We start from the raw sequence: 20,669 nt of genomic DNA, 5'->3' as shown, positions 1-20,669 counted from the left end.
GAACAGACCCATGACGACCGAACCGCTCAACCGTGCCGAGAGGGAATTCCAGCTCCTCAACCTGGAGGTCGGCGACCTCGCGGCGCAGCTCGTTCCCGCCACCGACACCCCTCCCACCACTCTGGTCGAGCTGCGCGCCGCGCTCCTGGACCGCACCACCGACCGCCGTTCGCGTGACGACATCTGGCGGACCCTGGTCGTCCGTGCCCAGAACCGGAAGGAGTGGATGGTCGCCGCGATCGGTTTCGCCATGCCCGCGCTGCGTACCTGCGCCCGCCGCCTGTGCCAGGGCCTGGACCCCCGCACCGTCGAGGAGGTGGAGGAAGAGCTCCTCGCGGGCTTCGTCCACGCCGTGCACGAGGCCGACACCGCCTGGCACCGTCTGCACTGGGCGCTGCGCTGCCGCGCCCAGCGGGCGGGGATGCGGGCCCGGACCGCGGCGCTGCGCCAGCCGCTCCTCATGGCCGAACCGCCCGTCACCGCCATCGTCCCGACCGGAACGCCGGACATGGTCCTCTGCCAGGCCGCCCGCCACGACGTGATCACCCCGGACGAAGCCGAGATCATCGGCCGCACCCGCCTGGAGGGCGTCTCCCTAGCGACGATCGCCCGGGAGCGGGGTGTGCCGTACTGGCGCCTGGCCAAGCGCCGATCCCGCGCCGAGGAGCGCCTGGCCGAGGCGATCCGCACCCGCCAGCTCGCCGACCGGGCGGATCTGCTGCTCGTGGCCTGACTCGTGGCCCGGTTCGTGGTCTGGGTGTTGCGGCGGCTCCGCCCACGTCACGGGCGGGCCGCCACGCGTCCCATTCGCTCGTTTCCTCCCCCGCGCACGCGCCGCGGGGGAGCGGTCTCGGAAGGTGCGGGATGAGCATGTCGTGGTGTGTGCTGGCCGGGGCGGGACCGCTCCTGCTGTCCGCCTCGCCGACGGAACTGGTTCTCCCCGGGCTGCACGCCGCCCAGGGCGAGGACCCCTACCTGTACGCGGTGCACGCGGTGGAGGTGGTCAGGAGGATCACCCGGCTGGTGCAGCTGCTCGCCGTCTCCCTGGCCACGCTCTTCATCGCGGTCTCCGGGGTGCGCTGGATGGTGGCGGGCGGCGAGCCCGGGGAGATCGACAAGGCCAAGCGCGGCATCTACGGAGCCTGCATCGGCTACCTCGTCGCCCTGGTGGGCGAGGTGCTGCTGCTGGCCCTGGACTACGTCGTGAAGTACGAGCAGGGCATCTGATGCCCCCGGCCGAACCGGAGGAGGGCGAGCAGGACCCCGCCGAGGTCTTCGACTGCGGGGTCCTGGAGGTCTCCTGCCACATCACCTCGTGGTTCCACGGCCTGGTCTCGGACGTGGTCAACCCGCTCTTCGGGTGGATGGCGGCCAAGGCGTTCCACACCCCTGAACCCACGCCCGGGGTGACCGGTGTGTGGGAGGGCGTGTCAGCGGCGGTCAACACGGCCTACGCGCTGCTGATCTTGGCTGCGGGGCTGGTCATCATGGCCCACCACAGCCTCCAGGCCCAGTACGGGGCGCGGGAGGTCCTGCCCCGCCTGGTGGTGGGGTTCGTCGCCTCGAACCTGTCACTGGTCGTGGTGCGGCTGATGTCGGACTGGTCGTCGGAGCTCGCCTGGGCGTTCGCGGCCGACGGGGTCAGTGCGGAGAGGGCGGCGCGGGCCCTGTCGGAGAGGGTGGGGCCTTTCCTGCTGGAGGCGACGGCGTTCGTCGTGCTGCTTCTGCTGGTGCTCGTGGTGCTGCTGGTGGTGTGGTCCCTCGTCGAGATCGTTCGGATCGTCATCGTGATCCTGCTGACGGTGGGCGCGCCGTTGATGCTGATGTTTCACGCGCTGCCGCAGACCAACCGGATCGCCGAACTGTGGTGGCGGGCGATGACGGCCGTGTGCGTGATCCCGATCGCCCAGGCACTGGCCTTCGTCGCGCTGATGCGGGTGTTCTTCGAGGGGGACACCCAGGTGCTGTTCGGGGCCGCGCAGATCCTGAGCGGGGACGCGAACCTCTTCGACCTGTTCCTGCTTCTGGTCCTGGTCTACGTCCAGATCCGCATCCCGTTCTGGACCTATCGGGCCGTGCTGTCGGGGCAGCGGGGCAGGTCGCCGGTGGTGTCCGTGGCCAAGTCCCTGACCTGGGCGGCCGCGCTCACCACCGCGGCGGTCGCGACCGGTGGTACCGCGGCCGCGGGCACGGCGGCCACCGGGGCGGCGCGGGGGCGTCTGGGTTCGCTGCTCCAGACGGTCAACAACGCCAGGACCGTCCGCCAGACCAGGGCCGTCCACCAGCCCGCCGCGATGCCGCGCCGCGTGCGGACCTGGAGGTTCGGGACCCCGAACACCTCGATGCCGCCTACCCGACACGGCTCCGTGGCCCCGCTGTCCGCGCCTTCGGGCCCAGGGGAGCAGAGCGGTCCGGGACGCACACCGCTTACAGGGCACGGGCCCCGCACCTCGGGGACGCGACCGCCGGGCCACCGCCCGGACGGAAGGCCAGCACCGCGAGCGGGGGCGAAGACTCCGTGGACCGAGTGGACCGACCAGACCCAGCCGCAGAACCGCACGCCGCCACGGACCGGTTCGCGCGGCCCGAACCCACAGCCCCACCCGCACCGGAAACCCGCACCCGCTCCCGGGACGAACCCGCCGTGGACCGACCACACCCGTCCCGTGGGCCACACCCCGCCACGGAGTGGGCCGCACGGAGCCGCGCCGCGCCACCACCCGCGTCCGACACCGCACCGGGGAGACAGCGTTCCGCACGAGCGCGGACGCCCCGCATCCAAGCGCTGGCCGCTGCGCAGCCGCGGAGCCGGAGCCCACCGCAACAGGCCGCGCTGGCGATGGCGCTGGAACCCGTGGCGCACCTGATCACCACAACAGAGGGGAAACCGACCGTGGACCACGAGGACTCCGTCTGGCACGCCCGCATCCCGGCCGACATCGACCGGCCCGAACCCGTCCTGTGGAACCTCACCGCACGCCAACTGCTCCTGCTCACCCCCGCCGCGCTCACCACCTGGGCGCTGTTCTCACCGTTGGCGGGCTTCCTGCCGCTGTGGGCCTCGGTCGGTGTCAGCGCGTTGGTGCTCGCCCTGTCCTGGGTGCTCGCGCTCGGCCGACGCGACGGGATCGGCCTGGACCGACTCGCCGCGCTGTCCTTGCTCTGGCTGCTGCACGCCAAGCACCGCGCGCCCGCGACGCCGCGGGTCCGCCTGCCCCGGTGGGCACCCCGAGCAGCTCGCGGACCGCGCCTGGCGCCGCTGAACCTTCCGGTCTCGGCCGTTGGCGGTGAGGGCACCGTCGACCTTGGGCAGCGGTGCGCGGTGGTCCTGACCTGCTCCACCGTGCCCTTCCACCTGGCCTCCGGACAGGAGCAGGACCAGATCCTGGCCAGCTTCGCCGCCTTCCTGGACTCCCTGACCGAGCCCGCCCAGTTCGTCGTCCAGCGCCGCCGGACGGACCTGGACGCGCACATACGCGGGACGCGCGACCGGGCCCGAACGCTCCCGCATCCCAGGCTCAGGCGCGCGGCCCTGGCGCACGGGGCCTTCCTCGACGACCTCCAGCGCCGCCACCAGCTCGTCCACCACCAGGTGCTGCTGGTTCTGACCGCTGAGGGCCCCGTCCGCGAGGTGGGGGAGGCGCTGCTGTGGCGGGCGGAGGACGCCGTGTCCCAGCTCGCCGCCCTCGGCGTGCGCGCCCGCCTGTGCGAGGGCCCCGCCGCCGAGCGCGTGCTGCGCTCCTCCCTCAACCCGGGCTCGGGAACCCGGCCGCTGACCACCACGCAGGAGGAGAGATGACCGCACGCGTCCGACGGCCCCCGGGCGGACCCGCCGTCCGCCTGTACCCGCGCCACCTGGACCTGGACGGGCGCCTGGCCCAGACCATGATCGTCACCGGCTACCCGCACGACGTCCACGCCGGGTGGGCCGACCCGCTGCTCACCTACCCCGGACACGTCGACATCGCCGTCCACGTCGTTCCGGTCCCCGGGCAGGTGGCCGCGCACCGGTTGCGCCGACGCCGAGCCCGTCTGGAGTCGGCCTGGCGGACCGACGCCACCCGGGGCGGGCTGGAGGATCCCCAGCGCGCGGCCGCGGCGCAGGACGCCGCCCTGCTGGCCGAACGCGTGGCGGGCGGGGAGGCGCGGCTGTTCCGGCTCGCCGTGTACCTGACGGTGCACGCCGCCACCCCGGAGGAGCTGGACGCCGAGGTGGGCCGTCTGTCCGCGCTGGCCGGTTCGATCCTGGTCGACCTGGCCCCGGCCACCTACCGGCCCCTGGCCGGGTGGATCGCCACCCTGCCGCTGGGCACCGACCCGGTGGGCGCGGCGCGGACCATGGACACCGACGCGGTCGCCGCGCTCATGCCGCTCTCCTCACCCGACCTGGCCGCCGAGCTGGGGGAGACCGCGGTCGTCTACGGGGAGAACGTCCACTCCGGCGGGCTGGTCGCCTGGGACCGGTTCAACGGCGACCTGGACAACGGCAACGCGGTCATCCTGGCCCGTAGCGGCAGCGGCAAGTCCTACCTCGCCAAGCTCGAACTCCTGCGCGCCCTGTACGCGGGGGTCCGCGCCAGCGTCATCGACCCCACCGACGAGTACGCGGCGATGGCCGACGCGGTGGGCGGCCGACGCGTGCGGCTGGGGCGGCCGGACGGGCGCCTCAACCCCTTCGACCTGGCCGGGACCGAGGAGGAGGCATTCACCACCAGGGTCCTGTTCCTGCACACCCTGGTCTCGGTCATGGTCGGAGCCCTGGACGCCGCCGAGAGCGCCGCCCTGGACCGGGCGGTGCTGGCCGCCTACGCCGAATGCGGCATCACACGCGACCCCGCCACCTGGAACCGCACGCCGCCGATCCTGGCCGACCTCGTCGCCGTCCTGCGCGGCACCGACAACGGCACCGGAGACGGGGCCGACCACGCCCGGCCCGCACACCTGCTGGCCGACAAGCTGGCGCCCTTCACCGACGGCTCCCACCGGGGACTGTTCGACGGCCCCAGCACCGCCGCGCTCACCGGCCACCTCACGGTGGTCTCGCTGCGCCACCTGCCCGACGAACTGCGCACCATCGGGCTCCTGCTGGTCCTGGACGCCCTGTGGTCCCAGGTCCGCGACAGCGCCCACCGCCGACCGCGGCTGATCACCATCGACGAGGGCTGGTCGCTGTTGCGTGACCCCGTCGGCGCCAGGTACCTGTTCAACCTCGCCAAGAACGCCCGCCGCCACTGGGCCGGGCTCACCCTCGTCACCCAGGACGTGGCCGACCTGCTCGCCACCGACCTCGGACGCGCGGTGGCCGCCAACGCCGCCACCCAGATCCTGCTCCGCCAGGCCCCGCAGAACCTCGACGCCGTGTGCGAGTCCTTCCACCTCTCCCACGGCGAACGGCAGATCGTCGCCACCGCCGAACGCGGCAGCGCGCTGCTCACCTCCGGACACCACCGGGCGGTGTTCCGCGCCCTGGCCTCACCCGAGGAACACCGGCTGATCACCACCGACCCCGCCGAACTCGCCCGCATGGAGAAGGAGGGCCGCGGATGATCACCGTCGACCTCGCGTTCCTGGCCGCTGCGGCAGCGGTGGCCGTGCCCGCCCTGTGCGCGTGGACGGCCTGGGTGCTGGCCTGGCGCCTGGTTCGCACCGCCTACCTGTCGCGCGGCGCGAAGGTCCTGGAGGTCCACGCGCCGCCCGAGGCCACCGTCGACCACGCCCGCGCGTTCTGGGCCCACGCCCTGGGCCTGCTGCGCCCGCGCTGGACCCACCGGCTCCTGCCGCCGCACCTGGCCTGGGAGTACATCGCCTCCGCGGCGGGGGTGCGCATCCAGCTCTGGATGCCGGGCACCGTCAACGCCCGCGCGCTGGAGCGGGCCGTGGCCGCCGCCTGGCCCGGCGCCACCACCAGCCTCAGACCCGCCACCGCCTCCGTCCCGCGCGGCGAACACGCCTTCGGCCACTGGATCACCATGGCGCGCGGCGACCACTACCCGCTGCGCGCCAAGTTCGCCGACGACCCGTTGCGCGGCCTCTTCGGCGAACTCGCCGATCTCGCACCCGGGCAGCACGCGGTCCTGCGCGTGTGCGCCCGCCCCGCCACCGCGACCAGGGCCGCACGCGCCCGCTCCGCCGCCGCCCGCCTGCGCGGCTTGCACACCTCGCCCCTGTCCGGGGCGACCGTGCGCACACCCGCCTACCCGGGTGTCACCGACGACGTCCGCGCCATCCTCAACAAGTCCGCCGCGCCCCGCCTGACCTGCCAGATCAGCTGCCTGGCCACCACCGAGCACGCCGGAGAGCAGGCCCGCGGACGTCTGCGCGTCCGCACGCGCGGCATCGCCGCCACCCTGGCCGCCTACACCTCCGGGCTCAACGCGCTCAGCCGCCGGTGGATGCCCTTCCCCGGCCTGTGGACGGGCCGCCGCCACCTCGCCCGCGGCTACCTGCTCACCACCGACGAACTCGCCGCGATCGCCCACCTGCCCACCGACGCCGCCGTCCCCGGCCTCACCCGCGCCAGCGCCCGCCGCGTCGCGCCCAGCCCCGACCTGCCCCGCGCGGGCCGCGTCCGCGTTCTGGGCGAGACCGACGCCGGAGCGCGCCGACCCGTCGCCTACGGGATCGAGGAGGCCCGCCAGCACACCCACGTCATGGGCAAGACCGGATCGGGAAAGTCCACCCTGCTCGCCCGCATGATCTGCCAGGACGCCGAGGCCGGACGCAGCGCCCTGGTCATCGAACCGCGCGGCGACCTGGTCCTGGACGTCCTGGACCGCCTGCCCAAACGCGCGATCGGGCGGACAGTCGTGTTCGACCCGGCCGACCCCGCACCGCCGCCCCGGCTCAACATCCTCCAGCTCGGCACCCCCGAGCACGCCGCCGACACCGTCACCGGCATCTTCCACCGGGTCTACGCCGACTCCTGGGGCCCGCGCACCGAGGACATCCTGCGCGCCAGCACGCTCACCCTCGCCCGCGCCCAGGACCCCGGCCTGACCCTCGGACACATCCCGCGCCTGCTGGGCGACGACCCCTGGCGCGCCCGGCTGCTGCTCTCCGCCAGGGCCGCGGGAGCGCTCGGCGACTTCTGGCGCTGGTACGAACGCCAGAGCCCGCAGATGCGCGCCGCCGCCACCGACCCGGTCCTGAACAAGCTGCGCACGATCCTGCTGCGTCCCTGGGCCGCCGCCGTCCTGGCCTCGGGCGCCTCCACCCTCCACCTGCCCGCCCTGCTCGACCACGGCGGCCTGGTCCTCATGCGCCTGCCCAAGGGCCGCCTGGGGGAGGACACCGCCTCCCTCGTCGGCACCATCGCCCTGGCCGCCGCCTGGAACGCCATCACCGCCCGCACCGACGTCCCCGAGCGCAGACGCCCGGACACCACCGTCTACCTGGACGAGGCCGCGAACTTCCTGCGCCTGCCGGGATCGCTGGCCGACATGCTCGCCGAGGCCCGCGGCTACCGCGCCGGGCTGGTCCTCGCCCACCAGGAACTGGGCCAGCTGCCCGCCCCGACCCGCGCCGCCGTGGCGGCGAACTGCCGCACGAAGGTGTTCTTCAACGCCGCCCCGGACGACGCCGCCAAGCTCGAACGCCACACGCTCCCGCACCTGAACGCCTACGACCTGTCCCACCTGGGCCCCTACCAGGCCGCGGTGCGCACCCTCCACGGCGCCGCCGAGCTACCCGCCGCCACCATGCGCACGCTGGCGCTGCCCGACCCGGTCCGGGGCCGCGCCCGCCAGGTCCGCCGGGCCGCCCGCCGCTTCAGCCCGACTCCGAACCGCACCCAGGGAACCGATCCGCGACAGCGAGGGGAAACACGCTGATGGGCACCACCGACCTGACCGACCGCGACGTCCACATCCTCCAGGCCCTGCACACCCACCGCGTCCTGACCACCCCGCACGTCGGCGCGCTGTTCTTCTGCGGCGCCAGCGCCCGCGCCGTGCAGCGCCGCCTGCTCAAGCTGGCCGCGGACGGGTTCACCGACCGCTTCCTGCCGCCCCACACGCACGCCCGGGTCCCCTACCACTGGACCCTCGGCAGGGAGGGGGCCTACGTACTCGCCGACCGCTGGAACACCACCGTGGACGACATCGGCTACCGGCCCGAGACCCACCGCAACCTCATGCTTTCCCGGCAACTCGGCCACGTGACGGGCCTGGCGCAGACCTACGTGTGCTTCGCGGCCAGCGCGCGCCTCACCCAGGGGGCGACCCTCCAGCGCTGGTGGTCCGAGGCTCGGTGCCGCGAGACCTGGGGACACCACGTGCGTCCCGACGGCTACCTGCGCTGGCGCCAGGGCGGAACCACCCTGGACGCCTTCGTGGAGTACGACACCGGCAGCGAGCCGCTTCTCCGCGTCGCGGCGAAGGTGAGCCGCTACCGCGACCTGGCCGAGGAGACCGGCCTGTGCTCCCCGGTCCTGTTCGTCGCAGCCTCGTCCAGGCGCCTCACCTCGCTGTGCCGCGTCCTCGGCGCGGGCGGGGAGGAAGTGCCGGTCCACGTCACCACCCTGGAGCAGCTCAACCGTTTCGGCCCCACCCGTCCCGTCTGGCGCCGAGCGGGCGATGCGACCTGCGCGGTCCGCCCGCTCGTCGCACTCGCTGAACCCGCCTGAGCCGGTGGCGGTGGCGTGATGCTCAAAGCGGCCCTTGGAGCGGCCGTCGGCCTGCTCCTGCTGGTGCCCCTGATCGGGGCCGTGGCCATCGGAGGAGAGGAACGCGAGCGCGAGGCCAACTCCCGGGCGCTCCGGGTGCCGGGGGTCTCCGCCGTCCTCCTGGACGCCTACCGCAGGGCCGCCGAGCGCCTCGCCCACCTACACGCGGGCTGCACGGGCATGAGCTGGCCGATCCTCGCGGGGAGCGGCCACGAGGAGTCCCACCACGCTGCGGGGCACGACATCGCCGAGAACGGTGACACCGAACCGCCCGTCATCGGCCCCCGCCTGGACGGAACCGGGGCGGGCAACAACTGGACCCCGCACCCCGACACCGACGACGGCCGCTGGGACGGCGACACCGAGTTCGACGCGGCCGTCGGCGTCACCCAGCTCATGCCCGCCTGGTGGGCAGAGTTCGGCGTCGACGGCAACGACGACGGGCGGGCGGATCCGCACAACGTCTACGACGCCGCCCTGGCCACCGCCGTGGAGCTGTGCACCAGCCACGCCGAGGACACGGTCGACTTCACCGACCCGGAGCAGCTCCGCGCGGCGCTGTTTCGCTACAACGCCTGGGACGACTACGTGGAGAGAGTTCTGGGGCACATCGCCGAGTACGAGGAGATCGCCGCGGCAGCCGCCGCCTCTGCCGACGGGCACACGGTCCCGGGGGAGGGGAGCGAGCGGGGGAGGGCGGCCGCGGAGTGGGCGCTCGGGCAGGTCAGCAAGCCGTATGTGTGGGGCGGTGTGGGGCCCGACGGCTTCGACTGCTCGGGGCTGACCATGATGGCCTGGAGAGCTGCGGGGGTGTCGATCCCGCGGGTGACCACCGACCAGGTGAACACGGGGATCCGAGTATCGCCCGACGCCCTCGTTCCGGGGGACCTGCTCTTCTACGACACCGGAAGCGGGCCCGCCCCCTCGCACGTGACGATGTACATCGGTGACGGCCAGATGGTCAACGCTCCGCGTACGGGTACGACCATCCGCGTGGAGCCCGTCGACGGGCCGTACTACTCCGCGCGCTTCATGTCCGCCGTTCGCCCCGGCTGAGGAGCTTGATCGGACGCTGGAGCGGATCCTTGGCTCCTGTTGTGTGAGGATGGACGCATACGGGCTACAAGGGCGGCTGGCGTGTCTCAGATTAGATTGCGGGGAGATAACGGCCCGCGTCTTCCCAGGTCGTTAAGCGTGAGCCCCGCGCACGCGGGGATGGACCGGTCGCCCGCGACGCGGCTCGCGTCAAAGCTGAGTGAGCCCCGCGCACGCGGGGATGGACCGCGGCCGAGCAGCAGGCCGAGGAGGAGCGGGAGTGAGCCCCGCGCACGCGGGGATGGACCGCGTTACTAGATTTGCCGTGTGCGCGGTAGGACGTGAGCCCCGCGCACGCGGGGATGGACCGTACATCTCCTTCTCCGAGCACGAGGAGGACGCGTGAGCCCCGCGCACGCGGGGATGGACCGGATGAGGTGCCCGGCCCCCAGGAGGGGGACCGGTGAGCCCCGCGCACGCGGGGATGGACCGCCGTGGCTGCTGTCCCTGCGGGGTGAGATCCCGTGAGCCCCGCGCACGCGGGGATGGACCGCCGGGCGCGTAGTCCTCCAGCACGACCAGGCGGTGAGCCCCGCGCACGCGGGGATGGACCGGACCCCCTATGGCGGTCAAGTACAAGCTTGACGTGAGCCCCGCGCACGCGGGGATGGACCGGTTGGTCCACTGAGGGACCACCCGCCAGACATGTGAGCCCCGCGCACGCGGGGATGGACCGCTCGCGGACATGTTCCAGCCGACCGTGGGCCAGTGAGCCCCGCGCACGCGGGGATGGACCGGTCGTGTAGGGCTCTGGACATGACGAGGGCCGGTGAGCCCCGCGCACGCGGGGATGGACCGGAGCGCTCATGCCTACCCCTGACGCGACCGCGGTGAGCCCCGCGCACGCGGGGATGGACCGAGGGGCGCGTCCACGTCGGCGCGGCGGCGTCCGTGAGCCCCGCGCACGCGGGGATGGACCGCGGCACACCCACACGGACAAGCTCAAGTCCGTGTGAGCCCCGCGCACGCGGGGATGGACCGCGCGGCGGGGACGCCTACTTCACCGCCGCCGTGTGAGCCCCGCGCACGCGGGGATGGACCGTCGCGAACGGCGACGGTGTAGTCGATGAGGGCGTGAGCCCCGCGCACGCGGGGATGGACCGCTGTCCCCGGTCTACTCCGCGGTGACCGGGACGTGAGCCCCGCGCACGCGGGGATGGACCGCAGGTCTACGCGGGCTTCTTGGGCGGCATGCTGTGAGCCCCGCGCACGCGGGGATGGACCGATGACGTTGAGCACCAGGACGAGGATGAGCAGGTGAGCCCCGCGCACGCGGGGATGGACCGCACCACACGAATGAGTACGACGATGTAATCTTGTGAGCCCCGCGCACGCGGGGATGGACCGGCGTGGCTGTTAGCTATCTGGCAAGCCATTGGTGAGCCCCACGCACGTGGGGATGGATTGGACGCGCGAGGCGGTTCACTTCTCTCGCTCGGTCAGAGTCGCGGTTCGCACGGTGGCCGGATCGGTGCCGGGCTTTCGTGCCTGGTGGTCAGACCAGGATCTGGTGCAGCGCCACCAAGGTCGGCACCCCCCAGCGCTACGTAGGGGGCAGCCCCGTGCACGGCACCCTTCCTACGTTCATCAACGAGGCCCAGAAGAAGCGCCAGATCACCGCATACGAGCGGCGGCGACGGTAGTCCACCCTGAAGAGCTCCGTTAACGCCGTGACTCGTGACCACCCACTGCCGGGACAGGCCCACGGTCGGCGCGTAAGGCATCCTCCACTCGCGTGATGTGAACATCCCCGTGACATGCCTTCTGAGAACGGTCTCTAGGGTGGGGCGGTCGGCCCATACCGGTGGAGGTTGTGATGCGGGCGTGGATGAAGATCGCCACGGTGCTCGGATGCTGCGTGCTGGTGGCCCTGGTGTTCGTTCCACCGTACGGACAGACCAGTGGCCGCGGAGAGACCGTGTGTGCCCCCGTGATCGGCCAAGCCCCCGCCAGGGAGTACATCGACTTCGCTGACAGCAATCCCGACTACCTGGACCTTCACGACGACCAAACCGGTGACACGTACGATCTGACGCAATCCGCGATCGTGTGCGAGCACCGCCGATCGGCGCGTCTGGCCTGGGCGGTACTGGTCGCCGTCCCCACCTCTGCGATCCTGGGGGCCTGGGTGCACACCGTCGTGACCCGTGCGCGCGACGACTGACCAGTCGATCTGGCTGTAGAGGCAGAGAGGACACCCGGTGCAGCTCACCATGGTTGTGAGGGTGTCCCATCAGGATCCAGACCATACGGCCACAGCGCTTCACCCCCGGCCTCCTTCCGCGTGCGTGCGAGGGTCCGCAGAGCGTGGGTGTGGTCGGCGTCGGCGGCTTGGTGGGCTAGCTGTTTCGGCTTCTTACTGGTCCCCGGCCTTCTCTCGCATGAGTGTGAGGGTTCACAGGGCATCGGTATTTCCGGCGTCGGCGGCTTTGCTCCTGAACTGGTCAGCCCAGTAGAGATGATGACGGTTCCTGGCCGCCGCGCTGAGACGCATCAGGTCACCGGGGTCGGTCAGATGTTCGTGTCCGGCTTCCCAGAACGACAGCGGAGGGCAGACCATTTTTCGCTTGTGGGCGCCGTGCTGTTCGAGGTAGTCCTCCAGTCGGTAGAAGGGCCCTTGCGTATCCGAAGCGTTTTGATCGGGCCTGCGACGTCGTATCCGCACCCGGCGCAGCGGGGCCCTCCCGCCGTGCACTGGTTCTCCCGTCTCTGCCAGCCCTCGCTCCACCCAGCGGTCGTCCAAAGCGTCGAGTTCGTCGTCGGTGAGGTAGCCTTCGCCCGCCTGTTCCAGGAATTTCAGGGGCAGGTGTAGGCCTACGCCGAGGCGGCGGGCGTCCACAGCTGCGTGCAGGAGCGCTCGGGCGCCTGGGGAAGCGGTCTGGTAGCGGCGCATGAGTTCGGGTACCCCGGCCAACGTCTGGGCTAGGCGGCCGTTACGGACGTGCTCCAGAGCGTGGACGAGTTGGTCGTCGCCCGCCTGAGCCAATTTCCGGGCTTCGATGAGCTGGTTGGTGGTGAAGTCCAAGGGCACAGGGACTAGGCGGCCCTCCAGCAAGGCCCGCGCTTGGGAGTGCGCGTCTTCCCTCCCTGGTTACGGAAGGGTTGTGTAGGCGTTGGCGTACTTTTCCCACAGGGTGCCCAGGATTAGGATCGGACTACGGTCGGGGGCGGTGAGCAGGGTGTGCAGGGCCGCCGCGACACGCTCGCCAACCCCGCTACTGGTGTTGAGGTAGTGCTGGATCTCGTTGAGCCACACCACTGTGCGCGGAGCCACGCGCTCCAGATCGTCCAGAGCTGCTTCGGCGCGTGTGGGGTTGAAGGGATGCCACAGCCGCCACCCTTGACCGGCCAAAGGTTGGACTGCTTCCCAGCAGGCGCGGGTCTTGCCGGTGGAGGAGGAACCCACCAAGACCACCATCTGACTGGATCCACCCACGGCTGCCTGCACGGCCTGGCTCAGTGCGTCGTCGTGGCTGCGGCGCACATACCCCGGCATCCTCGTCGAGGCGCGCTGGGGGACGCTTACGGCCGCGGCGGGCCGGCCCGGATGGGCGATGGCGGGGTGGACTTCCAGGTCGTGTGGATCCCACTCACTGATTAGTTTTCCCAGACCAGACGAGGGTGGGGTCGCGGGGCCGACGGCCGTCGCCCGTAGTTCCAGCAGCGGACCGGCATCCAGGCTGAGCGCGTTGGCCAGGTGCGTCACCGTCCGTTCGGAGGGAACTGTCGCGCTGTTGGTGTTGCTGATCACCGGGTTCACTACGGCGCGGCTCAGCTTGGCCCTATCGGCCAGCATTTGCTGGTTCCAGTTCTTTTGGTGGAAGGCGGTTCGGATGCGTTGGCGTAGCTTGGCCAGCGCTGCCTCCCCGGCAAGGTCGCTTGAGCCGTCTGTAGGGTCCACGCCATCTCCTCGTCCGCGCAACTCTCTGTCGATGTCTCATTCTGGCTTGGAGAGGCCATAACAGACACGCATTTGGTCAGATTCGACTCCATCGACACCACGTCGCAGACGGAGGAGAACACCATGTCTGAGCGGATCATGCTGCTGATCTTGACCTGTGCCCTGGTCACGATCGTGGCCGTGCTGGTCGGGGCGGGCGCCGCCTACCTGGCCCGTCGCGACGGCGCCAGCTACCCCAGGGCTATCGTCCGCGCCGCCGCCACCGCCGTCGCCACCCTCACCCTCGCCGCCGTCATCACCACGGCACTGGCCGAACTGGTCATACTGGCTAGGTGACACCACTGGCTGCCCAAGGGCGAGGAAGACATAAGGACGCCGCCGGAGACACCGAGCGGCGCCCTACGTTCTAGCAGTGGGTGCTGCGGCTCCGCCATAGCCCCTCAGCTCTTACCGGTGACAGAATCAGTGGTCACGGCCTTGGGCGAGAGCCTGCCCGTGCGCACTGGGCGCGGGAGCATTTCCACCAGTAGCGCCTGCGCCTCGAGCGCGCGGCGCCGCGCGCTGGTAAGAGGCCGTGAGTGGGATCCCGTAGTAGGCGGTCCCGAGCTAGCACGTGTCGTGGAGGGCCTTCACCCAGACATGATCAGTGTTTCGATTCCAGGTGTCGTCGCCGACCGGCACTCCGGGCAGACGCAGACGGCCCCGCCCGCCGGGCGGGACCGTCTCCTTCACAATCCCTGGAAGGGATCCTCCTCCGGTTCGGGCGTCCCGTCCCCGGCCTGGCGCTCCGGAGCTTCAGGCAGCCACCCCGGGTCCTCCTCCTCATCGACCTGCGCCGTCAGCCGGATCAGCTGGAGGCCGTCGAAGTCCAGCACCTGCCGTCGCCGCTCGCCCGCCGTGAGCACGACGTAGCCCTGCTCGTTGTCGGCGGTGTGCAGGCACACCGCGGCGCCGTCTCCCACCGATGCGCTCACGGCGGACCACAGCTCCTGGCGCACCCGAGCGTTCATCGTGCCGACGTACAGACCCGCGTCAGGTTCGGTCATCCACCGGGACAGGGCACCGCGCACCCGGTCCGGGACCGCGGTCGTGGCGATCACCACCATCGACCCCATCAGCGCCCCTCCACGGCGTAGTTGACTCCGCCCGAGACCGCGCCGGCGGTGGGGTCCCACAGGTCGACCACCCGCCACCGCAGCGGCGTCGCCTCCGGGCTCTCGTCTTCGTTCTCGTCCTCGATGTCCGGGTCGAGCAGGGCCTGGATGTCCCGCACCATACGCGGGATCATCCTGTAGAGCTGTAGCTCGGTCCGCAACAGCGTCCGGGCCCGCCCTTCGGGATTCTCGGCCGCGTGCAGGGAGAACGCCAGCGGGATCGTGGTCCGCGCTTTGTAGAGGTCGGCGATGTCGTAGACGAACGACTGCTGCTTCTCGGCGTGCACGAAGCCCAGGGCGGGGGAGCAGCCCAGGTGGGCGATGACCGAGTGCACCACCCCGTACAGGGCCGCGTTCCCCGCTGACAGGGCCTTGTTCACCGGGTTCTGCCCGTCCCAGTCGGCCGGGTCGTAGTTGCGCTTGAACGGCTTCACCCGGTGCTTGGTCGCCAGACTCCGGTACAGCGCTTTCATGCGCTGCCCCTCCAGGGCTCGCAGACGCTCGATTCCGATGCCCTCCTCCACCTCCTCCCCGAACCGCATCGCGTACATGCGCCGTGCCACGGCCAACCGCGCCGTGTCGTCGGCGTAAGCCCGCACCTGCCGGTCCAGCCACGCGGTGGTGCGGCTCTCGGGTACCAGGCTTCCGTAGTGCAGGATGCCGCCCGACCCGCAGCAGACCACCGTCGTCCCGTGCCGCATGAACGTCGCCAGCGCGGGCGAGGTGATGGAGGTGCCCGGACCGAGCAGCAGGCAGGCCAGGGAGGCCGTCGGGATCTGTACCCGGTGCACGGTGCCCGCTCCGGCGGCGACCTCGGCGCACACCCCGGTGTCGGTCTGCACGATCCGGCAGATGTCCGCGTACAGGAACGACAGGTTGTCCGACACCTTCGGCAGCATCGCCAGGGTTGGTCGGGCCAGCGCCTTGCGCGCCTGGGACCCGTTCATCTCTGTCACCGGCCTCACCACTCCGCCGAGGCGAGGCTGAGCATGCCGCAGCCGAACGACTTGCCCCGGCCCACGCCCTCGACCACGGCCTTGCGTACCGCCTCCGGGTCGTTGACCACCGCGTGGCCGTCGAACCGGGTCATGTGCAGGCGCACCCTGCGTTTGCCGCTCCTGCCTGGGTCCAGGGCCGGACCCAGGCCGGTGCTCAGCACCTCGTGCAGCTCCAGTCCGTGACGCTCGGCGCGGTCGCGCCACCACTGTTCGGCGTCGGCGCCGTACAGCGGCCGCGTGTAGGCGTTCACCCCCGGGCGTGCGCGGTCGCCGAGGCGCTCGGCGTTCTTCTCCGACTTGCCGAGCCTCTTGCTCGGGGTGGCCGCCAGGCGGTAGCGCACCTCCTTCCCCTTTTCCAGCCCGTCGAGGAAGGGCGCCAGATCGCGCTCGGCGGCCTCGCCGATTCCGCCAGCGAGCTGGGCCAGGTCGAGCCGGTCGTGGCTCTGGACGAGCAGGACCGGTCCGGTGCGGCCCTCGTCCACCCGAAAGAGCAGGCCGGTGTGCTGGCGGGGTGAGGGCATGCGCCCCTCACCCAGGTGAGGCGAGACCAGGCCGATGAGCAGCCGGTGCACTTCCCCGGCGTTGGCGAAGGCGGCGCGGGCCTGACGCGAGGACAGGTCGGGGGTGATCTTCGTGAGCCAGGTCAACGGTGCTCCTTGACGTAGGCCAACAGGCGTTCCTGGTACTTCCAGATGCTGTCCGAGACCAGCTTCGCGGACAGCGCGGTCCTCTCCACCCGGACCTCCCGGCTCGTGTACCGGCGGTGGGCCGAGACGAAGGAGCGGGGGACGTCGTTGAGGACGGTCCTGCCGTCGGAGGTGGTGTCACCGGACGGGACCTGCTCGGAGACCAGCTCGACCTCCACGGTCTCCTGCCCTTCCGGGACACGGCGGCGTGGCAGCGGCACCGCGGTGCGCAGCTCGTGCTCGGGGTCGGGGGCCTGGACCCGCAGCACCAGCAGGGGATCGGGGACGAACGAGCGCCGCCCCAGGTAGGTCTGCCAGTGGGGGGACAGCAGGGAGCGTCCGATGTCCTCGGTCCCGGGGCCGGTGACGGCCACGGTGAACACCGCGTCGGCCAGGTAGGCCCGCCGGGTGACGATGGTGGTGGCGCCCTCAGGGCGCCGCTTGCCCTCGGCGGTGGGCACCGTCCGCTCGCGGGGCAGGCCGCCGCCGACCGTGTGGAAGTCGGTCATGCGGACGCCGTGCGCGTCGATGCGCACGAGCAGCCTCAGCTCGTCGTAGCGTTCCAGGGCCTCGTCCCGACCCACGCCCTGGGCGGCGGCGAACATGCCCACCAGGCCGGACCGGCTGGGGAAGGCCAGGGTGTCGCGTTCCCCGAACGCGCTGTGCTCCCCCCAGCTCTGCATCGGTCCGGCCAGGCGCAGCAGCAGACCGCTCACGACCCGGCCCCGGGGTAGGCGGCGGCCACGGCGGTCTCGACCAGCTTCGGGTAGCCCGTCAGACGCTCACCGAGGTGCTCGACCGGTTTGTCGTCGATCCCGGCGTGGACGGAGGACACGACGGTGTCGGGCCACCAGAGCTGACCGAGCTTCCCGGCGTAGTCGCTGAGCCGGGACACCGAGGCGGGGGCGAACCCCTCCGTGCCGCGTACCGCAGCCTCGAAGGCGGGCGCGTACGACATCGGCCGGTCCGACCGCACCACCACGTGGGCCAGGTCGGGCAGGGTCATCGCCGCGGTCGCGTTCTGCTTGCCCGAGGGGACGGTGCCCAGGAACGCGCGCAGGAACTCCGACACCAGCTCGCGGGCGGCCGCGGTGTCCCCGTCCAGGTTGCGCAGCAGCCCGGCCAGGTCGATGTTGGCGTAGCGGTAGAACGTGCCGGTGCTGAACTGGCCGACGTTCATGTGGCCGCTGCCGCGGTCGTTCTCCTTGGGGACGTCGTCGACCGCGGTGAAGAAGTCCACCTCCACGCTGGTGCCGTGGGTGGTGAAGGCGTGCGCGAACTGCACGGCTCCGTCCACCTCGGTGGAGGGCAGTTCGGCGAGCATTCGTCCGAACAGGTTGACGGTGGCGTTGCGCGAGCGCAGGACCGCCACGATGTCGTCGGCGGGGAGGATCCCCTTGGGGGTCTTCTTGGCGGACTCCTTGGCCACCGCCTCGCGGTGCTCGTGGGCGATAGCGGCCAGGGCGTCGACGGCGGAGACGGGAAGGTAGAAGAGCACGGAGGTCGCCTGTGACTCTCCCTCCTTCTCCTTCTCCAGCTTGATCCCGCCCTTGGCCGCGGACAGAACGATCTGGCGGCCGCCCTGCTCGGCCAGGGACGGATCCCAGCCCAGGGCGGTGAGGCGCCCGGCGATCTCCCCGACGATGCGCCGCGTGCGTACCGCCGGGTCGCCCAGACGCTCCTCGACCTGGTGGCGCACGGTGCGCTTCCAGCTCTGGCTGGAGACGCGGGTGCGCTCGGTGCCGCCGTAGACGACGGTCTTGGGAGAGCCCAGGTCGTCACGGTTGACGTTGGAGTAGGGGAGGGTGTGCAGGACGTGGACGTCCAGGAACGTGGGGGTGCTCATGCTGCGTGGTCCTCGGAGTCGTCGGTGCTGGTGTGCTGGGCCCGGGCTTCTTCGCGCCTGGCCCTCTCGGTCTCGATGGTGCGGTGGTAGCCCTGCATCCACTCCTTGGCCACGGAGTCGCGGTCGGCTCCCCAGCGGGACAGGTCCAGGGTCAGGCGCCCCCAGTCGATGCGGACGTTCTCGCCGCGGGCGTACAGGATCAGGCGGGGGAGCTGCGCGTGCACCCCGTCGGCGGACTGGCGGCACAGCAGGTGCAGGCGCGCCTCGGTGGTGTCCGCGTTGAGCCGGTTCTTGGTGACGGCCCCGCCGAGGGCGGTGCCGAGGTTGGCGTGCCTCCTCAGCGGATCGGCGACCCGTTGCTTTGCGCCCTCCTCACTGGGAGTCCCCCGGTCGGCTGGGGAGGCGTCCTGTGGAGCCTGCTCGGGAGAGCTCTCGTCGTCCTCCGCGTCGGCCCGGTCGCGGGCCTGGCGGGGCTGGGCGGCGATCATCGCGGCCACTCCGTAGAAGGCGCGCTCCACGTCCCTCTCCGGGAACCACCATCGGGCTTTGTCGTCGGACTCGATGGAGGTGAGCAGCCGGTCCAGGTAGCGCGCGACGAACCCGTGGACCGGCAGGACCGCCGGGTCCTCGACCCGTTTGCCGCTCGCCCGCCGCAGGACGGCCCGCACGGCGGGCTCGTCGCGCACCCGGTCTTCGAGGTTCTCCGCCATCCGGTCGGCGGCGTAGAGGACCTCCTTCGCCTTGCTCATGTCGTCTCTCCTTGGTCGGTGTGGCGGGTGGGCCGCCGCAGGAACAGCTGTCGTCGATGCCGTTCCACCACGGCGGCGACGCGGGGGCGGGAACAGTAGGGACCGGTCACCTCGTCATAGGCGGCCAGGGCCAGGCGGGAGAAGGCGATGCCGGGGCCTTTGGCCTCGGTGTCCATAGCGATCCTCCAGAACTCCGCCTCGGCCTCGGACCAGTACCGGGACAGGCCGCGCCGCAGCCAGGGACCGGTCCCGGTGTCGGTGCGCCCGGAACCGCCCGAGGGGCTGTTGCCCTCCTTCCAGGCGTCGGTCAGGGCGTTCTTGAGGCGTAGCCCCAGGGACTCAGCCGAACGGCGGGCGAGCCGGATCCGGGTGCGTGCCGCGACGGCCTCCTCGGAGGGGTCGTCAGAGTCCTCCAGCCAGCGCAGGACCGCCGGGGTGTTCGCGGTGAACCACTGGCGGTCGCGGGTCTGGCCGTCCTGGTCGAAGCCGAAGGCGCGCAGTCGCAGTGCCCGTCGCAGCCCATCGGGGAGATGGGTGGCGCTGGTGAGGTGACCGAGCAGTGCGGGACGGAACCGGTCCTGGGAGTCCTCCGACAGCAGCGAGTCCAGGTCGCGCCAGACCGCGCGCGTGGCGTCGGCGGGGCGGGCGTACCGGCGGCCCTCCTTGCTCGTCAGGTAGATGAGGTAGGGATCGGTGGGGGGAACCGGCCGGTCCCGCCGTGCCCAGGTGACGTAGGCGTCGACGACCTTGTCGCCCCCCGGGTCGGGGACCAGCAGGACCGCGTGTGAGGCCTGGTTCAGCAGGGTTCCGGCCAGACCGGTGGACTCCTGCGGTGCTCCCAGCGGATCGGGCAGGGCCTCCCTCTCCCAGGGCGCGGGTTCGACGTCGCCGGGCTCGTCGTCGCTGTCGCCGTCGAAGGGGATGTTGAGGACCAGGCTCTCGAACAGAGTCCGCCCCAACGGGTGGAAGGACACCGTCCCACGCAGGGGGCCCGCGGTGCTGTTGGCCTCGGAGCGGCCGTCGACCGTGCGCGAGGTGCAGCGCCCGGAGGGGCCGTAGCCGAGGGTGGCGAGCAGGTGCCAGGCGGCCTCGTCAGGGGGCAGGGGCACCGGGGCCAGGTCGTGGTGGTGGCCGCCCAACCACACCTGGTTCTGCCCGGCGGTGCGGCCCCAGGCGAGTTTGTTGACCCCGGAGGTCTTGGCGCACTGTTCGCGCAGGCGTGGATCCTGCGACCAGGGGCGCTCGGGGTGGAACAGGTCGAAGCGGCCCGGAAGGGAGGCGAAGTAGGCCTCCACCCGGTTGCGGTCGAACGCCCCCGCGTCCAGGACCTTGAGGCGCGCCCGGTACCAGTCGCCAGCCTCGGCGGTGAAGTCCAGACCGGTGACGCGGGCGGCCAGCAGGGTCAGCACCCGCCACAACTGGGCGGAGGCCGGAGGGATCGGCAGTTCGATGTCGGAGAACTCGTGTGCGCGGCACAGCAGTTCGCTGAGCCCGACCGCGGGAGCGGGTGTGCCGTCGGCCGCGCGCACCGGCAGCCAGGGCCGTTCGGCCAGGTCGTACGAGGAAGGGGTCACCGTC

The 20,669-nt window shown here is 71.7% G+C and carries 20 protein-coding genes and 1 CRISPR repeat array; of the genes, 11 read left to right on the top strand and 9 right to left on the bottom strand.

All coding sequences use genetic code 11. The annotated features are described in order from the left end of the window. Positions 1 to 10: 10 nt before the first annotated feature. The 10 genes from ACSIH6_RS04020 (at position 11) to ACSIH6_RS03975 (ending at position 11,921) form a co-directional block, all read left to right on the top strand. On the top strand, positions 11 to 733 hold the full coding sequence (locus ACSIH6_RS04020) for a hypothetical protein (RefSeq protein WP_435106691.1): 723 nt from the start codon (positions 11 to 13) through the stop codon (positions 731 to 733). 131 nt (positions 734 to 864) lie between these two features. Further along, positions 865 to 1,227: a hypothetical protein gene (locus ACSIH6_RS04015; protein WP_358169599.1), complete on the top strand. Its 363-nt coding sequence runs from the start codon at positions 865 to 867 to the stop codon at positions 1,225 to 1,227. Beyond that, positions 1,227 to 2,867 (top strand): TrbL/VirB6 family protein, encoded by a 1,641-nt coding sequence (locus ACSIH6_RS04010; RefSeq protein ID WP_435106689.1) that lies wholly within the window; start codon positions 1,227 to 1,229, stop codon positions 2,865 to 2,867. The genes ACSIH6_RS04015 and ACSIH6_RS04010 overlap by 1 nt, the downstream gene beginning before the upstream one ends. 26 nt (positions 2,868 to 2,893) lie before the next feature. Next, on the top strand, positions 2,894 to 3,799 hold the full coding sequence (locus ACSIH6_RS04005) for a PrgI family protein (protein WP_435106687.1): 906 nt from the start codon (positions 2,894 to 2,896) through the stop codon (positions 3,797 to 3,799). After that, positions 3,796 to 5,547, top strand: a complete 1,752-nt coding sequence (locus ACSIH6_RS04000; protein ID WP_435106685.1) for a VirB4 family type IV secretion system protein — start codon at positions 3,796 to 3,798, stop codon at positions 5,545 to 5,547. Before ACSIH6_RS04005 ends, ACSIH6_RS04000 begins: the two co-directional genes overlap by 4 nt. Then, entirely contained in the window at positions 5,544 to 7,829 is a 2,286-nt protein-coding gene (locus tag ACSIH6_RS03995; protein WP_435106683.1) for a type IV secretory system conjugative DNA transfer family protein, read from the top strand. Before ACSIH6_RS04000 ends, ACSIH6_RS03995 begins: the two co-directional genes overlap by 4 nt. Continuing rightward, positions 7,829 to 8,623 carry a replication-relaxation family protein gene (locus ACSIH6_RS03990; protein WP_435106681.1) on the top strand — a complete coding sequence of 265 codons (795 nt, stop codon included), beginning with the start codon at positions 7,829 to 7,831 and terminating at the stop codon, positions 8,621 to 8,623. The genes ACSIH6_RS03995 and ACSIH6_RS03990 overlap by 1 nt, the downstream gene beginning before the upstream one ends. A gap of 18 nt (positions 8,624 to 8,641) precedes the next feature. Beyond that, entirely contained in the window at positions 8,642 to 9,718 is a 1,077-nt protein-coding gene (locus ACSIH6_RS03985) for a C40 family peptidase (protein WP_435106851.1), read from the top strand. Positions 9,719 to 9,856: 138 nt separating this feature from the next. Further along, positions 9,857 to 11,164: a CRISPR direct-repeat array (repeat unit 29 nt; unit sequence GTGAGCCCCGCGCACGCGGGGATGGACCG). 77 nt (positions 11,165 to 11,241) lie between these two features. Continuing rightward, on the top strand, positions 11,242 to 11,400 hold the full coding sequence (locus ACSIH6_RS03980; RefSeq protein WP_435106679.1) for a hypothetical protein: 159 nt from the start codon (positions 11,242 to 11,244) through the stop codon (positions 11,398 to 11,400). A gap of 173 nt (positions 11,401 to 11,573) precedes the next feature. Next, a complete protein-coding gene (locus tag ACSIH6_RS03975; RefSeq protein ID WP_435106677.1) occupies positions 11,574 to 11,921 on the top strand; it encodes a hypothetical protein in 348 nt (115 codons plus the stop codon). Between the two features lie 231 nt (positions 11,922 to 12,152). Here ACSIH6_RS03975 and ACSIH6_RS03970 read toward each other — a convergent pair whose 3' ends face one another. Then, entirely contained in the window at positions 12,153 to 12,782 is a 630-nt protein-coding gene (locus ACSIH6_RS03970) for a hypothetical protein (protein ID WP_435106675.1), read from the bottom strand. Between the two features lie 66 nt (positions 12,783 to 12,848). Beyond that, complete coding sequence (locus tag ACSIH6_RS03965) at positions 12,849 to 13,658, bottom strand: hypothetical protein (protein ID WP_435106673.1); 810 nt, start codon at positions 13,656 to 13,658, stop codon at positions 12,849 to 12,851. A gap of 123 nt (positions 13,659 to 13,781) precedes the next feature. Here ACSIH6_RS03965 and ACSIH6_RS03960 point away from each other — a divergent pair, with 123 nt between their 5' ends. After that, positions 13,782 to 13,994 (top strand): hypothetical protein, encoded by a 213-nt coding sequence (locus ACSIH6_RS03960; RefSeq protein WP_435106672.1) that lies wholly within the window; start codon positions 13,782 to 13,784, stop codon positions 13,992 to 13,994. 392 nt (positions 13,995 to 14,386) lie between these two features. Here the strand turns inward: ACSIH6_RS03960 and cas2e are convergent, their stop codons facing one another. Genes cas2e through casA form a run of 7 tightly spaced genes read right to left on the bottom strand, consistent with a single transcriptional unit; the run spans position 14,387 to position 20,665 of the window. Next, positions 14,387 to 14,773 carry a type I-E CRISPR-associated endoribonuclease Cas2e gene (gene cas2e / locus ACSIH6_RS03955; RefSeq protein ID WP_435106670.1) on the bottom strand — a complete coding sequence of 129 codons (387 nt, stop codon included), beginning with the start codon at positions 14,771 to 14,773 and terminating at the stop codon, positions 14,387 to 14,389. Then, positions 14,773 to 15,759 (bottom strand): type I-E CRISPR-associated endonuclease Cas1e, encoded by a 987-nt coding sequence (cas1e, locus tag ACSIH6_RS03950; protein WP_435106849.1) that lies wholly within the window; start codon positions 15,757 to 15,759, stop codon positions 14,773 to 14,775. The genes cas2e and cas1e overlap by 1 nt, the downstream gene beginning before the upstream one ends. Positions 15,760 to 15,773: 14 nt before the next feature. After that, positions 15,774 to 16,457, bottom strand: coding sequence for a type I-E CRISPR-associated protein Cas6/Cse3/CasE (locus ACSIH6_RS03945; protein ID WP_435106668.1), 684 nt, complete (start codon positions 16,455 to 16,457; stop codon positions 15,774 to 15,776). Then, positions 16,454 to 17,212 (bottom strand): type I-E CRISPR-associated protein Cas5/CasD, encoded by a 759-nt coding sequence (gene cas5e, locus ACSIH6_RS03940; protein WP_435106666.1) that lies wholly within the window; start codon positions 17,210 to 17,212, stop codon positions 16,454 to 16,456. The genes ACSIH6_RS03945 and cas5e overlap by 4 nt, the downstream gene beginning before the upstream one ends. After that, positions 17,209 to 18,342, bottom strand: a complete 1,134-nt coding sequence (gene cas7e, locus ACSIH6_RS03935) for a type I-E CRISPR-associated protein Cas7/Cse4/CasC (RefSeq protein ID WP_435106664.1) — start codon at positions 18,340 to 18,342, stop codon at positions 17,209 to 17,211. The genes cas5e and cas7e overlap by 4 nt, the downstream gene beginning before the upstream one ends. Further along, positions 18,339 to 19,091 (bottom strand): type I-E CRISPR-associated protein Cse2/CasB, encoded by a 753-nt coding sequence (casB, locus tag ACSIH6_RS03930; protein ID WP_435106662.1) that lies wholly within the window; start codon positions 19,089 to 19,091, stop codon positions 18,339 to 18,341. Before casB ends, cas7e begins: the two co-directional genes overlap by 4 nt. Next, the gene (casA, locus tag ACSIH6_RS03925; RefSeq protein ID WP_435106660.1) at positions 19,088 to 20,665 is read right to left on the bottom strand and encodes a type I-E CRISPR-associated protein Cse1/CasA; all 1,578 of its coding nucleotides are present in this window, start codon (positions 20,663 to 20,665) and stop codon (positions 19,088 to 19,090) included. The genes casB and casA overlap by 4 nt, the downstream gene beginning before the upstream one ends. Between the last annotated feature and the right edge of the window lie 4 nt (positions 20,666 to 20,669).

The sequence above is a fragment of the Nocardiopsis synnemataformans genome (genome assembly GCF_965343085.1).
In the GTDB taxonomy this organism is placed as follows: Bacteria; Actinomycetota; Actinomycetes; order Streptosporangiales; family Streptosporangiaceae; genus Nocardiopsis; species Nocardiopsis alborubida.
The sequence above is the reverse complement of the archived record's forward strand: the minus strand, read 5'-3'. Positions and strand labels throughout refer to the sequence as shown.

What these genes read in the sequence shown, in the direction of transcription:
- ACSIH6_RS04020 (WP_435106691.1), top strand. Translation starts at nt 11, where the DNA reads ATGACGACCGAACCGCTCAACCGTGCCGAGAGGGAATTCCAGCTCCTC.
- ACSIH6_RS04015 (WP_358169599.1), top strand. Translation starts at nt 865, where the DNA reads ATGAGCATGTCGTGGTGTGTGCTGGCCGGGGCGGGACCGCTCCTGCTG.
- ACSIH6_RS04010 (WP_435106689.1), top strand. Translation starts at nt 1,227, where the DNA reads ATGCCCCCGGCCGAACCGGAGGAGGGCGAGCAGGACCCCGCCGAGGTC.
- ACSIH6_RS04000 (WP_435106685.1), top strand. Translation starts at nt 3,796, where the DNA reads ATGACCGCACGCGTCCGACGGCCCCCGGGCGGACCCGCCGTCCGCCTG.
- ACSIH6_RS03995 (WP_435106683.1), top strand. Translation starts at nt 5,544, where the DNA reads ATGATCACCGTCGACCTCGCGTTCCTGGCCGCTGCGGCAGCGGTGGCC.
- ACSIH6_RS03990 (WP_435106681.1), top strand. Translation starts at nt 7,829, where the DNA reads ATGGGCACCACCGACCTGACCGACCGCGACGTCCACATCCTCCAGGCC.
- ACSIH6_RS03985 (WP_435106851.1), top strand. Translation starts at nt 8,642, where the DNA reads ATGCTCAAAGCGGCCCTTGGAGCGGCCGTCGGCCTGCTCCTGCTGGTG.
- ACSIH6_RS03975 (WP_435106677.1), top strand. Translation starts at nt 11,574, where the DNA reads ATGCGGGCGTGGATGAAGATCGCCACGGTGCTCGGATGCTGCGTGCTG.
- ACSIH6_RS03960 (WP_435106672.1), top strand. Translation starts at nt 13,782, where the DNA reads ATGTCTGAGCGGATCATGCTGCTGATCTTGACCTGTGCCCTGGTCACG.
- cas2e (WP_435106670.1), bottom strand. Translation starts at nt 14,773, where the DNA reads ATGGGGTCGATGGTGGTGATCGCCACGACCGCGGTCCCGGACCGGGTG.
- cas1e (WP_435106849.1), bottom strand. Translation starts at nt 15,759, where the DNA reads ATGAACGGGTCCCAGGCGCGCAAGGCGCTGGCCCGACCAACCCTGGCG.
- cas7e (WP_435106664.1), bottom strand. Translation starts at nt 18,342, where the DNA reads ATGAGCACCCCCACGTTCCTGGACGTCCACGTCCTGCACACCCTCCCC.
- casB (WP_435106662.1), bottom strand. Translation starts at nt 19,091, where the DNA reads ATGAGCAAGGCGAAGGAGGTCCTCTACGCCGCCGACCGGATGGCGGAG.